Below are 15,715 nucleotides of genomic sequence, written 5' to 3'. Positions count from 1 at the left end.
AAAGGGTTTAAAACCCTTTGAGGGATTAGTATATAAAATTTAGATATGTAAACTTTTCTCAATACCAATAATATTAATTTTTTGTTGATGTGCAAAGACAAAATTTTCTTTATTATCAAATAACTCAATTACTTTGTTTCTCTCAATATTAGTTCCTTTATTCGAAATTAAAGAACTATAAGAACTCCATTTATAATCTTTTAAATATTTTACAAAATTATGCTCAATTGGATTATTATGAATATAAATGATTAAACTTTTCAAGTACTTTTCATCTTTAATTTCTTTTCTTTTGAAGGGTGTTTCTAATAAAGAACCATGTCTATTATTTTGTTTATTTATTGCTTGAACATAGGCATTAAATAAATTAGAAAATTGTTGAGATGGTTTTTTATCAACTTTATCAATATTAATAGAAAAATTACTGCAGATTTCTTTATCACTTCTTATTTTAACCAATAAATGAAAATGATTTTTCAATAAACACCAAGCAAAAGTTTCTGCAATAGGAAATATATGTTTTTTGTACAATTTCAAGAAATAAAAATAATTCTTGTCATTATAAAATAAATCTTCTCCATTATTTCCTCTATTATAAATATGATAATAATGATCAGTTTTTATAGATTCAATTTCTCTCATAATTTATCTTACTTCATCCTTCAAAGAATTCAAAACCTTTTAGTGGGTTAATAATATATAATTTCTTTAAATATAATGAAAATATGTATATTTCAACTTTAAAAGAACCTAGCAATTATGAAATTATCAAAACTATTTACTTTTTTATTTTTAGCATTTTCCTTAGCGTTTTCAGCACAAATCAAAGAAAAAGAGTTAGATAAACTCATACAAAATACCTTAACAACTTTTGATGTTCCTGGTATTTCTGTCGGTATTTTAAAAGATGGGGAAATGGTTTATACCAAAGGTTTTGGAGTTCGTTCACTTACAAATAAAAAGGAAATGAACGAAAACACTTTAGTTGGTGTTGCCTCTAACAGCAAAGGATTTACTTGTTTTGCATTGGCAATGATGGTTGATGAAGGTAAACTAAATTGGGATGATAAAGTAAGAAAACACATTCCTGAATTTCAATTATATGATGCTTGGGTTACAGACCAATTTACGGTTAGAGATTTAGTAACACATAGAAGTGGAATGGCTTTAGGCGCTGGAGATTTAATGTTTTTTCCTGAAGGAAATGATTTTACAGTAACAGACGTTATCAACAATGTAAAATATTTACAACCAGAAAGTTCTTTTAGAAGCGAATTTGCTTACAACAACAACATGTTTATTATTGCTGGAGAAGTTTTAAAACGAGTCAGTGGTTTAACTTGGGAAGAATTTATCGAACAAAAAATTATGCAACCTGTTGGGATGACTAACAGCAAAGCATCTTACAATAGAGTTTCCAACAAAACAAATATTATTGATGCACACACAAGAACAGAAGGCAAAGTTGTACAAATTCCACATGATTGGAGCGAAACTGCAAACGCTGCTGGAGGAATTGTAAGCAACGTAAAAGACATGCTAACTTGGGCAAAATTTTTAATGAATGATGCAGTAACAGCAGAAGGAAAAAGATTGTTAAGCGAAAATCAATTTCATGAACTTTGGCAATTGCAAACGCCTTTAAAAGTTGGAAAAGGAGATTGGTACAATTCCAATTTTAGAGGATATGGATTAGGCTGGTTTTTAACAGATGTAAAAGGAGGTTACAAACAAGTATATCATACAGGTGGTTTGTTAGGCACAGTTACACAATTTACCATGATTCCTGATTTGGATTTAGGAATTGTTGTATTGACGAATCAAATGAATGGAAATGCTTTTAACACGATTACAAATACAATTAAAGATAGTTATTTAGGCTATAAAGATAGAAATTGGCTAAAAACTTATGGAGATAGAAATACCGATTATTTACAATTTAACGACAGTTTAAAAACTGCAGTTTACAATAAAGTTGAATTGGCAAAAACCAATAAAAACTTACCAAAACCAGCTCAAATTGTTGGCAGATATTCTGACGATTGGTTTGGAGATATTCTAATTTCTTTTGATGAAAATAAATATACTATAAAAAGCAAAAGATCTGCTGATATTATAGGCGAATTACTACCTTATAATCAAACAACTTATGTTGCAAAATGGAATAACAGAAGTTTTGATGCCGATGTTTTTGTAAATTTTACGTTTGATGAAAAAGGAAATGCAAAAAGTGCAACTATGAAGTTTATTGCACCAATTACGGATTTCAGTTTCGATTTTGAACATTTACACCTTAAAAAACTCGATTAATTTTGAATAAAACAAAAGAAATTTGGATTGCTGGTTTTGCATTGTTTTCGCTTTTTTTTGGAGCTGGAAATTTAATTTTACCACCAACTTTGGGTTTAAAATCTGGTGAAGATTGGTGGATTGTTGTTTTGGGTTTTATCATAACAGCCATTGCAATTCCTATTTTAGCAATTTTTGCGCACGCAAAATTACAAGGCACATTATATGATTTTGGTAAAAAAGTATCGCCAATTTTTAGTACCACTTTTTGTTTTTTAATATACATCATTGCAGTTGCAATTCCTTCACCAAGAACAGCTGCAGTTACTCATGAAATGGCAGTACAACCTTTTTTCGATTCGCCTCCAATTGTAACCAGTATTATTTATTTTGTATTGGTTTTTGTTTTTGCTGTAAATAGATCTAGAATTATTGGCTTAATTGGTAAGTTTTTAACACCAATTATTGTAATAATTTTGCTTGTAATTATCGGAATTGCATGTTTTACATCACCAGGAAATATACAAGCATCAACCTTTAAAAATCCTCTTGTAAAAGGAATTATGGAAGGTTATCAAACGTTTGATGCAATTGCTGGCGTTGTTGTTGGTGCAGTAATTATTATTTCTTTAGATTATAGTAGCCATACAACTTTTACGGCTAGAAGAACATTAATTAGAAAAGCTGGTTTTATTGCTGGTTTTGGTTTGCTGTTAATTTATGGAGGTTTAATTTTAAGTGGTGCTTTATTTTCATCAACATTTGCAGAAAACGCTTCAAGAATTGAGGTTTTATCGGGTTTAAGCACACAAACATTAGGCAATTTAGGAACTACTTTTTTAAGTGTTTTAGTAGCTTTGGCTTGTTTTACAACTGCTGTTGGTATTGTAACAGGAACAGCAGATTATATAAAAGGTATTTTTAACAATTCGAAAAAAGCCTATTTAATTACAGCTGCAATTTGTGCTGTAATTGGAATTGTTGTGGGTAGTTATAATGTTGGTTTTATTATTGATGTTGCTGTGCCTGCTTTGATGTTTGTATATCCAATAACCATCATTTTAATTTTACTAAATGTTGTGCCAGAAAAATTCGCATCAAAATTGGTTTTTAGAGGCGTAATTTTAGTAACATTTCTATTTAGTATTCCCGATTTTTTGGTTTTTATTCCTAATTTAAAAAACTTGGCAATAGAAATGAAAAGTTATGTTTATTTAGGGGAATTTAGTTTAGGTTGGATTTTACCTGCTTTGTTGAGTTTTATACTACTAAATTTAATTTATTCGTCTAAAAACGATATTATATAAAATGAAAAAGCACAAGCTAAAGCTTGTGCTTTTTCACATTTTAAAATGTACTTTGCTGGGGGACAAAATCGATATTTTTGGTTAATTAAAAAACTAAAAATTAGATTTAAAACAAAAATAGAAAATTTTTAAAGTGATAAAATTGATCTAGGTTAAGAAATTAATTTTTAAGATTTTTTTTACGAATTCTACTTAAACTCTCAGTAGTAATTCCTAAATAAGAAGCAATATGATAATTTTTAACGTTTTTTTCAATGTCTGGATATTTTTCTAAAAATTGTAAATAACGTTCAGTTGCAGTTTGGGATAAGTTTTTTAAAATTCTTATAAAGGAGCTTGCATACCCTCTCTCTAACTTTTTTCTAATAAAAAAATGCACTTTTGGGTACAATTCATATATTTCTTCAAAGTCTTCTTTTTCAATCTTATACACTACAGAATCTTTAATACATTCTATAGTTAACATTGATTTTTCTAAATTAAAATAAGAAGCATAATCAGTTATCCACCAATCTTTTATGGCAAATTGTACTGTATGTTCTTTTCCAGATGTATCATTAAAAAAAGCACGCAAACAACCACTAAAAACATAAAATTGATGGTTTACATCTGTATTTGGAGTAATTAATACATCGCCTTTCTCAATATGTATCTTAGTAAATCTATCGTATATAAAATTGATTTCTTCTTGCGAAAAAGAAATGCCATTAAAAATTGTAGTTACAACAGTATTTTTACTATCCATATTATTTAATGTTACTATAAATGTTTTTAAAAAATTACATTTTAAATATATTAAAATTATAATTTAATGGAAAATCTCTTCTTAGAATCGCAGTTTTTAGGAAGTTAATTTTGTAAAAAAGAATATTTCAAACAACTAACAAACCTGCACTTTGTTTGCTACACCTATATGTTCTATAATAAAAAGTTACAATCTTAAATTCAATAAAATTAGCTCTCTACTTGATAAGTGTTATTTTTTTAATTTTTGAAGTTTCTTTAACTGTATCATCATCAAAAATAAACTTATAATTATGAACTGTAACCCAATTTTTATTTTGGACTAATTTTAAATCAGGATACGCTTTGTTTGTCTCTTCAAAAGTATTTCCAATACCAATTCCCTCGTTTGTTTTGTAATTGGGAGTTGTTATTTCAATCTTATCAATTTTAGATTTGTCAGAAGAATTTGCAAACGCAAAACCAATTACTTTTGCATTTTTATCCATTATTTCATAACCCTTAAAAGTACTTTCGTCTTTTTCTGAATCTGCCCTTTTAAATTTATCTGAATGATCTATAAAAGTATCTCCAACTTTTATCCCTTCAAAAGAAACCGTTTTTATTTCAGGGAGTTTTATTGTATTTTCTATTTTATTGTTGGCATTAGTTACATTTTTTATGGTAGCTGTTTCTACTGATTCCAAAGGTTGTTTATTTTCTTTTACATTATAATCATCATGCTCAACGTTCTTTTTAGAGTTTTCTAATTTATCAATATTTTTCTCTTTTTTATCTTTAGATGATTTTGTTTGACCTTGCGTTCTTTCTTTACAAGAAATAAAAGAAATAAAACTAAATACTGCTATTGTTAAGATTATTTTTTTCATGGTTGATGATTTTTATGTATCAAAAATAGTACAAAACACTCCCTAAAATTTTACATAATTTTTTCTATTTGTTATAAATTGACCTTAATTTATGTTAAGAATCACTCAAAATTATACCTACTAATTAAAAAGTAGTATTTTTACATCTGATTTTTAGATTTTTAAACTCAAACATATTTGTTAAACTACTATTTATATCCGCATAAAACTTCTGAAGAATGGGTAACTTTTGTACATGGTGCAGGAGGTAGTAGTTCCATTTGGTATAAGCAAATAAGAGATTTTAAAAAGCATTTTAATGTGCTAATTTTAGATTTGCGAGGTCATGGAAATAGCAAACCTAGTTTAAAAGATACTTTTAATTCTAAATACACCTTCGATTCTATTACAGCAGATATTGTTGAGGTTATCGATTATTTAAAGATTGGGAAATCTCATTTTATTGGCATTTCTTTGGGTACAATTTTGATTAGAAATTTAGCCGAAAAAAGACCTGAATTGGTACAAAGTATGATTATGGGTGGTGCCATAATTAAGATGAATTTCCGTTCTCAAGTTTTAATGAAAGTTGGTAATATTTTTAAATCTGTAGTGCCTTATATGCTACTGTACAAATTATTTGCATTCATTATTATGCCCAATAAAAATCATAAAAAATCTAGATTGTTATTTGTAAATGAAGCCAAAAAATTATACCAAAAAGAATTTATTCGTTGGTTTAAATTAACATCAGAAATCAATCCCCTTTTGCGTTTTTTTAGAACAAAAGAAATTAAAATCCCAACACTTTATATAATGGGTGCAGAAGATCATTTATTTTTACCATCCATAAAAAACATTGTTTCTAAACACAAAACCTCTTCTTTAGTGGTAGTTGATAAATGTGGCCATGTTGTAAATGTAGAGCAACCAGCCGTTTTTAACAACCAAACAATTCAGTTTATTTCTGCACTTGCTTAGAATTATTGGAACCACATAATTGGTTAACCAATTATTATCTCTTATATTTACTTTTTTAAAAGATGATAAATGAATCAAATTATAACATTTGGCGAAGTTTTAATGAGAATTTCTCCACAAGGAAACAGAAAGTTTGTACAATCTAATGCTGTTGAATTTTATTTTGGTGGTACAGAATTAAATGTTGGTATTTCTATTGCAAATTTTGGCGGAAATGTAAAACATATTTCTTGTATTTCTGATGATTTTATTGGTGATACTGCAATTTCTTATTTAAATAAATTCGATTTAGATACTTCTGCTATTGTACGTTCTCCAAGACCTTTAGGCGTTTATTTTTTAGAAGTTGGTGCAGTTATGAGAGCAAGTTCTATTTCTTATAATCGATCTCATTCTTCTTTTTCAGAAATTAAACCAGCAATGGTAAATTGGGATAAATCTTTAGAAAATGGCAAATGGTTTCATTGGACAGGAATTACACCTGCTTTAAACAAAGGAAGTCAAGAAACTCTTTTAGAAGGTTTAAAATTAGCTAGAAAAAAAGGAATGCAAGTTTCTGCAGATCCAACCTACAGAAGTGGTCTTTGGAAATATGGTGAAAATGCAAAAGAGGTTTTATCAGAATTGGTAAATCATTCTACCATTTTTATTGGAGGTATTAATGAAATTAATGAACTTTTAGAAACGGACTTCACGTATTCAAATGACGATTTTATTGAAGCAAGTAAACAATTAATAGAAAAATATCCATCCATAGAAAAAGTGTTCGATAAAATTAGAACTTCCATAAATTCTTCTTGGCATAAAATTAGAGCTAGAATGTGGAATGGCAAAGAATTTAAAGAAACCGAAGATTTAGATATTACACATATTATAGACAGAATTGGAACTGGAGATGCTTTTGCTGCTGGCTTAATTCACGGTTTGCAAAAGTTTGATGATTTTAAAGCCATGCAATTTGCATCTGCAGCTTGCGCTATAAAACATACGTATTTGGGTGATGTAAATTACGCAAACGAAAGAGATGTAATTACTATTTTAAATGGCGAAATTACAGGTAGATTAAATCGATAAAAACATAAAAAAAACGAGCATAAAGCTCGCTTTTTTTTATGTTTCTTAAATTTTAAGAATTCATTAAATCTTCAATTTCATCAGCTTCAATAGGAATATTTCCCATTAAATTAAAAGGTTCTCCTTGTTTTTGAATTACAACATCATCTTCTAAACGAATACCAAAACCTTCAGCTGGAATATAAATACCTGGCTCTACAGTAAACACCATATTTGCTTGCATTGGCTCATGTAAAAGACCATAATCATGTGTATCTAAACCAATGTTATGCGAAGTTCCATGCATAAAATATTTTTTATAAGCAGGCCAATTTTTGTCTTCATTCTGCACATCAGCTTTGTCTAGCAAACCTAATTTTAATAATTCAGAAGTCATTAAATCACCAACTTCTTTATGATATTCTTTCCAAATAGTTCCTGGAACTAATAATTTTGTTGCTTCTTTTTTAACGTGATTTACAGCATTGTAAACTTCTTTTTGTCTAGCAGAATAACGACCAGAAACAGGAATTGTTCTACTTAAATCACTTTTATAATTTGCGTATTCTGCAGCAATATCAAACAAAATTAAATCGCCTTTTTTACACTGCTGATTATTCTCTACATAATGCAAAACATTTGCGTTATTTCCACTGGCTATAATGGGTGTATAAGCAAAACCTTTCGATCTATTTTTTACAAATTCATGTAGCAATTCAGCCTCAATTTCATATTCCCAAACATCTGGTTTTACAAAGTTTAAAATGCGTCTGAAACCTTTTTCGGTAATATTACAAGCATGTTGCATTAAATCCAATTCGATTGTATCTTTTACAGAACGTAAACGCTGTAAAATAGGATTACTTTTTGCAACAGAATGTGCAGGATATTTTGCTAATAACCATTTTGTAAAACGATCTTCTCTAGTTTCAGTAGCTCTATTTGCTCTATAATGTTCGTTTGTATTGATATAAAAAGTATCTGCATAGGTGCTCATTTCGAACAATACTTTTTCCAAATCTTGCAACCAATACACAGTTTTAATTCCTGAAGTTTTAAAAGCAGCTTCTTTGGTTAATTTTTCACCTTCCCAAACAGCAATATGTGCGTTGGTTTCCGTTAAAAACAACACTTCTCTTAAAGCTGAATTTGGGCAATCTGGAAAAAGCATCAAAACGCTTTCTTCTTGATCTACACCCGATAAATAAAAGATATCTCTATGTTGTTCAAATGGCATTGTACTGTCTGCACCAATTGGATACACATCATTGGAGTTAAAAATTGCCATACTATTTGGCTGCATTGCTGCTGCAAAATTTTTACGATTTTTTATGAATAAATTTGAGTCTATTTGATGATATTTCATTGGAATTATTTTTGATGAAGTACAAAGGTAATAATTTTAAGACAAGATTTTTTTGAGTGTTTTAAAAGGTTTTAATTTATTGGTTGTGAAAACAAAATTAAAGTCAACAGTAAAATTTATAAGTTAAAAAACTTAAATTTGGTGTAAAATTATCTTTGCTTTAAAAACTTTACTGAGTTTAAAAGATTTACAAAATGAAAAAACTATATATTTTTCTTCTTTCCTTTTTTCTGTTGATGAGTTGCGCATCAAAAGAAGAAGAAATATATACACCAATTCCATACAATTTAGACATTCCACAATTATTTGCAGACAAATTAATTGCGCCTATAATACCAACAAATAATCCTTTAACTGAAGAAGGTGTTGCACTTGGTAAAAAACTTTTTTTTGATACAATTCTTTCTGCTGATGGAACAAAATCGTGTGCAAGTTGCCACAATCCAAAAAGTGCTTTTACAGATGAGCAACAATTTAGTGTAGGAATTGATGGCAAAATTGGTTTTAGAAACGCAATGCCATTATTTAATTTAGCTTGGAATTTTGATGATCGTTTTAATTGGGATGGAAAAGCTTTCGGTTTAGAAAATCAAGCTTTTGAACCCGTTTCAAATCCGATTGAATTGCATGCTGATTGGAAAAAAATTGAAGAAAAATTACAGAATCATCAAGAATATCCAACCTTATTTTTGCGCGCATTTGGTTCATCAACCATAGATTCTACATTCGTAACCAATGCAATTGCACAGTTTGAAAGAACACTTATTTCTGGCAATTCAAAATTCGATGAATTTTTACTGGGAAAAGCAACATTAACACCTGAAGAAGAAAACGGATTTAATGTTTTTATGGATGAAGCAAAAGGCGATTGTTTTCATTGCCATGGAAGTAATAACAATCCTCTTTGGACGAATAATCAATTTCATAACAATGGTTTAGATCGTAATTTTACAGATTTAGGTTTAGGTAAAATTACTGGAGATCCTGCAGATAATGGAAAATTTAAATCACCTTCGCTTAGAAATTTAGCATTTACAGCACCTTACATGCACGATGGTCGATTTGCAACCTTAGAAGAGGTTATCAATCATTATTCAGAAGGTTTGCAACCCTCTGCAACCATAGATCCTTTAATGAAGCAAATTGATAAAGGTGGCGTAAATTTATCACCCAAAGATAAAGCCGATTTAAAAGCATTTTTAGTAACACTTTCCGATTTAGATTTTATCAATAATACTGCCTTTCAACAATAATCAATAAAACCAATAGTAACATTAATCTTGCTAATCAATTTAACAAATTTTGTTCAAGTTATATCGTATATTTGCGGACAATTTAGATTTAATCTATTTAAAATTATGATAAAAGTTTCAGACACAGCAAAGAAAAAGGTCATAGAATTAATGACTGATGATGGCTTTGACGCAGCTAAAGACTATGTTAGAGTTGGAGTAAAAAGTGGTGGTTGTTCAGGTTTATCTTACGATTTAACTTTTGATAAAGAAAGACAAGAAACCGATAAAGTTTTTGAAGAAAATAATGTAAAACTTATTGTTGACAAAAAAAGTTTTTTATATTTAGTAGGTACCACATTAGAGTATTCTGGCGGTTTAAACGGAAAAGGTTTTGTTTTTAACAATCCAAACGCAAATAGAACTTGTGGTTGTGGAGAATCATTTTCACTCTAAAAAAGTTCAATGTTTAAGATTTAAAATTCAAAGTTATGGCAACTGTTAAAATTTTTGAAGATTTATAAATTTGGAAACTTTCTAGAATTCTTTGTATTGATATTAACATAGTTGCAAATAATACAGAATTAAGAAAAGATTATAGATTATATAATCAAATAGATGGTTCTTCTGGTTCAGTTATGGATAATATTGCAGAAGGATTTGAAAGAAATGGAAATAAAGAATTTATCCAGTTTTTATCAATAGCAAAAGCATCTTGTGGAGAAACAAGATCTCAATTATATCGAGTTTTTGATAGAAATTATATAAATGAAAAAGATTTTAATAAATTAAAAAATCAGGCAATTGCTTTAAGTAAAATGATTGGTGGTTTTATAAGTTATTTGCAAAAAAGCGATTTTAAAGGAAGTAAGTATAAAGATTAAGATTTATAACCTTAAATTATAAAAATTAAAAGATTCAAAAAAAACTCGGAATTTTATAGGTTTGAGTAAGAAATTTTGAATATTAAATATTAAATTTTGAACCTGAAGTATGAAGTACACAGAAGACGATTTAGAATTAGAATTAAAAACCAAAGAATATGCGTATGGTTTTTATACAGATATAGAAAGTGACACGTTTCCAATAGGTTTAAGTGAAGATGTTGTGAGAGCAATTTCTAAAAAGAAAAACGAACCAGAATGGATGACAAACTGGCGTTTGGAAGCGTATAGAGTTTGGGAACAAATGGAAGAACCAGAATGGGCAAACGTGCATTATGAAAAACCAAAATTCCAAGATATTGCCTATTATTCTGCTCCAAAAAAGAAACCAAAATTAAATTCTTTAGATGAAGTTGATCCTGAGTTATTAGACACTTTTAAACGTTTAGGAATTTCTATAGATGAGCAAAAAAAATTAGCCAATGTTGCTGTAGATATTGTAATGGACTCTGTTTCTGTGGCAACCACTTTCAAAAAAACATTAGGTGAAAAAGGTATTATTTTTATGCCCATTTCTGAAGCTATTCAAGAACACCCAGAACTTGTTCGTAAATATTTAGGAACTGTTGTACCTACAACAGATAACTTTTATGCCGCTTTAAATTCTGCAGTTTTTTCTGATGGATCTTTCTGTTACATTCCAAAGGGTGTAAAATGTCCAATGGAATTATCAACCTATTTTAGAATTAATGAAGGAGGAACAGGACAGTTTGAAAGAACCTTAGTGGTTGCAGATGAAAGCAGTTATGTATCTTATTTAGAAGGTTGTACAGCTCCAAGTAGAGATGAAAATCAACTACATGCAGCAGTTGTAGAGTTGATTGCTTTAGATGATGCAGAAATTAAATATTCTACTGTACAAAACTGGTATCCAGGAAATAAAGAAGGAAAAGGTGGTGTTTACAATTTTGTAACCAAAAGAGGTTTGTGTGAAACCAATGCAAAAATTTCTTGGACACAAGTTGAAACAGGTTCTGCTGTAACTTGGAAATATCCTTCGTGTATTTTAAAAGGAAATAATTCCGTAGGCGAGTTTTATTCGATTGCAGTAACTAATAATTTTCAGCAAGCAGATACAGGAACAAAAATGATTCATTTGGGAAAAAACACCAAATCAACCATTATTTCTAAAGGTATTTCTGCTGGTAATTCTCAAAACTCTTACAGAGGTTTAGTTCAGATAAATAGTAGAGCAGAAAACGCTCGTAATTTTTCTCAATGTGATTCTTTGTTGATGGGTAATGCTTGTGGAGCGCACACATTTCCTTATATAGAAGTTAAAAATAAATCGGCACAAATAGAGCATGAGGCAACCACCAGTAAAATTGGTGAAGAGCAATTGTTTTATTGTAACCAAAGAGGAATTGATACCGAAAAAGCAATCGCTTTAATTGTAAACGGATTTAGTAAAGAAGTTTTAAATAAACTACCAATGGAATTTGCTGTGGAAGCTCAAAAATTATTGGAAATTTCTTTAGAAGGTTCTGTAGGATAATAAAATTTGTATCCTGCAAGGTTTCTAAAACCTTGTAGGTATATATTAAGAAAAACCTACAAGTTTAAAAACAAACCTTGCAGGTTGTAAATACAAACATCATCAAAAATGAAAAAAATACTCTTCTTATTTCTTGCAATTAGCATCGTTAGTTGTAAAAATGCAGAAAAAAAGGCTGAAGAAACTAAAAAGCCAGAAGTAAAATTATACCAATTAGTTGGTGGTTCTATTTTGGTTAAAAAGTTAGAAGTTTTTTCTCAAGATACAACTTATACAGGTCAGCAAAAACAATTTACAGATGCGTATTATATCATTTCGCACCCTAAAGGAAATTTAATGTGGGATGCAGGTTTGCCAGAACAATTGGTATTGCCAGAACCTTTTGATGAACCAAGTGGTGTGTATAGAATTCAAAGACCAGATTCTTTAAAAAATCAATTAAAAGCCAAAGGTTTTAAAATTGAAGACTTTGAATATTTTGCAATGTCTCACTCGCATTTTGATCATACAGGTCACGCAAATTATATGCAAGAAGCAACTTGGATGGTTCAAGAAAATGAATATAATTCTGTTGTTGGCGATTCTGCAACTTTGAGAAACCCTGTTTTAGAAACACTTAAAGAAGTAAAAAAACTAAATGGAGATCATGATGTTTTTGGAGATGGTACAGTAGTTATTAAATACATGCCTGGTCATACAGTTGGGCATCAAGCTTTATATGTTGAAGTTGCTGGTTTAGAAAAACCAGTTTTATTAACGGGAGATTTATATCACTTTGAAGAAAATAGAGAAAACAAAGGTGTACCTTCTTTTAATTATGATGTAGAAGCAACTTTAAAAAGTATGGAGAAATTTGAAGCTTTTGCAAAAGAAAAAAATGCAGATGTTATTATACAACATTCTCCAAAAGATTTCGAAAAATTAGAAAAATTATTAAACAACTTATAGAAATAATTATAAGTAAAATAGCTTAAAAACGATGTTAAAAATTAACAATTTACACGCTTCAATTGATGAGAAATCAATTTTAAAAGGATTGAATTTAGAGGTAAAAGCTGGTGAGGTTCATGCAATTATGGGTCCAAATGGTGCTGGTAAAAGTACCTTGGCAAATATTGTTGCTGGTAAAGAAGATTACGAAGTTACAAATGGAACTATCGAATTAAATGGCGAAGATATTAGCGAGCTTGCTCCAGAAGAAAGAGCGCATAATGGTGTTTTCTTATCGTTTCAATATCCTGTAGAAATTCCTGGTGTTTCTGTGACTAACTTTATAAAAACAGCGATAAACGAAACTAGAAAAGCAAAAGGTTTAGAAGACATGCCTGCTAAAGATATGTTGAAAATGATTCGTGAAAAATCTGAATTGTTAGAAATAGATCGTAAATTTTTATCTCGTTCTTTAAACGAAGGTTTTTCTGGAGGAGAAAAAAAACGTAACGAAATCTTTCAAATGGCAATGTTAGAGCCAAAATTAGCCATTTTAGATGAAACTGATTCTGGTTTAGATATTGATGCTTTGCGTATTGTTGCCAATGGTGTTAATAAATTAAAATCTAAAGACAATGCTGTAATTGTAATTACACACTACCAACGTTTGTTAGATTATATCGTTCCAGATTTTGTGCACGTTTTACACGATGGTAAAATTGTAAAAACTGGCGATGCTTCTTTAGCTTTAGAATTAGAAGCAAAAGGATATGATTGGATTAAGCAAGAATTGGTATAACCAATTCCTGTTCAAAATTCAAAATTTTAAGTTCAAGGATGATAAACTTTGAATTCTAAATTTTGAACTTTAAACTTAAAAAAGATGGAATTAAAAGATAAAATAGTAACTTCTTACGTAGCTTTTGAAGATAAAGTAGACACAAATTCTGCAATTCACGACATTAGAACTGAAGCTTTAGAGAATTTTGAAAAAGTTGGTTTTCCTACTAAAAAGTTAGAGGCTTGGAAATACACAAGCTTAAATAGTGTCCTGAAAAATGATTTCTCTATTTTTCCGAATAAAGAAGTAACAGTAGAATTAGCGGATGTTAAAAAATACTTTATTCACGATATAGACACGTATAAAATTGTTTTTATCGATGGTAAATACAGTTCTTTTTTATCAGAAACTACTCATGATACGATTGATGTTTGTTTGATGTCATCTGCATTATCAAATCCAAAATACAAAACAGTTATTGATACCTATTTTAACAAAGTTGCTAAACAAGACAATTTAACGTCTTTAAATACAGCTTTTGCAATTGAAGGGGCTTACATTCATATTCCAAAAAATATAGAAGTAAAAAAGCCAATTCAAATTATCAATTTTACAACTGGTTCTGAAGATGCTATAATGACGCAACCTCGTAATTTAATTATAGTAGAAGAAAATGCACATGTTCAGATTATAGAACGTCATCAAAGTTTAACTTCGAATGCAGTTTTATCGAATGTAGTTACAGAAATATTTTCTGAAAAAAGTTCTACTGTAGATGTTTATAAAATTCAGAATGACGATTTAAACGCTTCTATTGTTGATAATACGTATGTAGATCAAAAATCAAATAGTGTTGTTTCTGTGCATACTTTTTCTTTTGGTGGAAACATCACCAGAAATAATTTGAACTTTTATCAAAATGGAGAACATATAGATTCTATTTTGAAAGGAATTACAATTATTGAAGGAAAACAACATGTAGATCATCACACTTTAGTGCATCATATTGAACCAAATTGTGAATCTCACCAAGATTATAAAGGTATTTTTGATGAACGTTCTACAGGAGTTTTTAACGGAAAAGTAATTGTAAACAAAGAAGCTCAAAAAACAAATGCTTATCAGCAAAACAACAATGTTTTAGTGAGTGATAAAGCAACAATTAACGCAAAACCTCAACTAGAAATTTTTGCTGATGATGTAAAATGTTCTCATGGCTGTACAATTGGTCAATTAGATGATGATGCTTTATTTTACATGCAACAACGTGGAATTCCACAAAAAGAAGGAAAAGCTTTATTAATGTTTGCTTTTGCAAATACAGTCTTAGAAAGTGTAAAAATTCCTGAAGTAAAATCAAGAATTACCAAATTAATTGCCAATAAATTAGGTGTAAAAATTGGCTTCGATTTATAATTGATTGAGTTAACCTTTATTTTATTAAGGGTAATTGTAACTGTTTTTAAATCATACATTTGTAACTCACATTAAACAACCAAATTATGAACAAAACAATAAAAACAGTATTACTAATTGTAGGTGTTATTTTATTAGCATATGGAATTTATGCAATGGTAATTCCAGAAACTCAGGTTTCTATTGGAGATTTAGATTTAATAGAAGCTCAAGATAACACAAACGCTTATATTACAATTGGTTTAGGAATTGCAGCAATTGCACTAAGTTTAATTAAAGGAAAAAGCTAAAAAAATAAAATATTAGAATTGCAAAAACCACTCTTTTTG

General features: G+C 29.2%; 16 protein-coding genes. 12 read left to right on the top strand and 4 right to left on the bottom strand.

The window, feature by feature from the left end; genetic code table 11:
- Positions 1-39 precede the first annotated feature (39 nt).
- Positions 40-642, bottom strand: coding sequence for a hypothetical protein (locus tag P161_RS0106680; protein ID WP_026776256.1), 603 nt, complete (start codon positions 640-642; stop codon positions 40-42).
- 117 nt (positions 643-759) lie between these two features.
- Between P161_RS0106680 and P161_RS0106675 the strand changes: the two genes are divergently transcribed.
- Entirely contained in the window at positions 760-2,310 is a 1,551-nt protein-coding gene (locus tag P161_RS0106675) for a serine hydrolase (RefSeq protein WP_026776255.1), read from the top strand.
- Between the two features lie 2 nt (positions 2,311-2,312).
- The gene (brnQ, locus tag P161_RS0106670; RefSeq protein ID WP_026776254.1) at positions 2,313-3,596 is read left to right on the top strand and encodes a branched-chain amino acid transport system II carrier protein; all 1,284 of its coding nucleotides are present in this window, start codon (positions 2,313-2,315) and stop codon (positions 3,594-3,596) included.
- A gap of 160 nt (positions 3,597-3,756) precedes the next feature.
- On the opposite strand, the gene P161_RS0106665 is transcribed toward brnQ, so the two are convergent.
- Positions 3,757-4,341 (bottom strand): Crp/Fnr family transcriptional regulator, encoded by a 585-nt coding sequence (locus tag P161_RS0106665; RefSeq protein ID WP_026776253.1) that lies wholly within the window; start codon positions 4,339-4,341, stop codon positions 3,757-3,759.
- Between the two features lie 217 nt (positions 4,342-4,558).
- Complete coding sequence (locus P161_RS0106660) at positions 4,559-5,209, bottom strand: hypothetical protein (protein WP_026776252.1); 651 nt, start codon at positions 5,207-5,209, stop codon at positions 4,559-4,561.
- A 177-nt stretch (positions 5,210-5,386) separates the two neighbouring features.
- On the opposite strand from P161_RS0106660, the gene P161_RS0106655 reads away from it, so the two are divergent.
- Together P161_RS0106655 and P161_RS0106650 are read left to right on the top strand one after the other, a co-directional pair.
- Positions 5,387-6,169, top strand: coding sequence for an alpha/beta fold hydrolase (locus tag P161_RS0106655; protein WP_026776251.1), 783 nt, complete (start codon positions 5,387-5,389; stop codon positions 6,167-6,169).
- 69 nt (positions 6,170-6,238) lie between these two features.
- Positions 6,239-7,243, top strand: a complete 1,005-nt coding sequence (locus tag P161_RS0106650; protein WP_026776250.1) for a sugar kinase — start codon at positions 6,239-6,241, stop codon at positions 7,241-7,243.
- A 52-nt stretch (positions 7,244-7,295) separates the two neighbouring features.
- Here the strand turns inward: P161_RS0106650 and P161_RS0106645 are convergent, their stop codons facing one another.
- A complete protein-coding gene (locus P161_RS0106645) occupies positions 7,296-8,588 on the bottom strand; it encodes an aminopeptidase P family protein (RefSeq protein ID WP_026776249.1) in 1,293 nt (430 codons plus the stop codon).
- Between the two features lie 194 nt (positions 8,589-8,782).
- Between P161_RS0106645 and P161_RS0106640 the strand changes: the two genes are divergently transcribed.
- From P161_RS0106640 to P161_RS0106605, 8 genes are all read left to right on the top strand, one after another.
- The gene (locus P161_RS0106640; protein WP_026776248.1) at positions 8,783-9,841 is read left to right on the top strand and encodes a cytochrome-c peroxidase; all 1,059 of its coding nucleotides are present in this window, start codon (positions 8,783-8,785) and stop codon (positions 9,839-9,841) included.
- 105 nt (positions 9,842-9,946) lie between these two features.
- The gene (locus P161_RS0106635) at positions 9,947-10,276 is read left to right on the top strand and encodes an iron-sulfur cluster assembly accessory protein (protein ID WP_026776247.1); all 330 of its coding nucleotides are present in this window, start codon (positions 9,947-9,949) and stop codon (positions 10,274-10,276) included.
- A 68-nt stretch (positions 10,277-10,344) separates the two neighbouring features.
- Positions 10,345-10,704, top strand: a complete 360-nt coding sequence (locus P161_RS18165; protein WP_231494776.1) for a four helix bundle protein — start codon at positions 10,345-10,347, stop codon at positions 10,702-10,704.
- A gap of 109 nt (positions 10,705-10,813) precedes the next feature.
- Complete coding sequence (gene sufB, locus P161_RS0106625; protein ID WP_026776246.1) at positions 10,814-12,259, top strand: Fe-S cluster assembly protein SufB; 1,446 nt, start codon at positions 10,814-10,816, stop codon at positions 12,257-12,259.
- Between the two features lie 108 nt (positions 12,260-12,367).
- Positions 12,368-13,207, top strand: coding sequence for an N-acyl homoserine lactonase family protein (locus P161_RS0106620; protein ID WP_026776245.1), 840 nt, complete (start codon positions 12,368-12,370; stop codon positions 13,205-13,207).
- 31 nt (positions 13,208-13,238) lie between these two features.
- The gene (gene sufC / locus P161_RS0106615) at positions 13,239-13,988 is read left to right on the top strand and encodes a Fe-S cluster assembly ATPase SufC (RefSeq protein ID WP_026776244.1); all 750 of its coding nucleotides are present in this window, start codon (positions 13,239-13,241) and stop codon (positions 13,986-13,988) included.
- 84 nt (positions 13,989-14,072) lie between these two features.
- Positions 14,073-15,386: a Fe-S cluster assembly protein SufD gene (gene sufD / locus P161_RS0106610; protein ID WP_026776243.1), complete on the top strand. Its 1,314-nt coding sequence runs from the start codon at positions 14,073-14,075 to the stop codon at positions 15,384-15,386.
- Between the two features lie 86 nt (positions 15,387-15,472).
- On the top strand, positions 15,473-15,676 hold the full coding sequence (locus tag P161_RS0106605; protein WP_026776242.1) for a hypothetical protein: 204 nt from the start codon (positions 15,473-15,475) through the stop codon (positions 15,674-15,676).
- The last annotated feature ends 39 nt before the right edge of the window (positions 15,677-15,715 follow it).

The organism is Polaribacter sp. Hel_I_88 (assembly GCF_000687935.1).
Lineage (GTDB): Bacteria > Bacteroidota > Bacteroidia > Flavobacteriales > Flavobacteriaceae > Polaribacter.
This window is presented reverse-complemented; position numbering and strand designations above follow the sequence as displayed.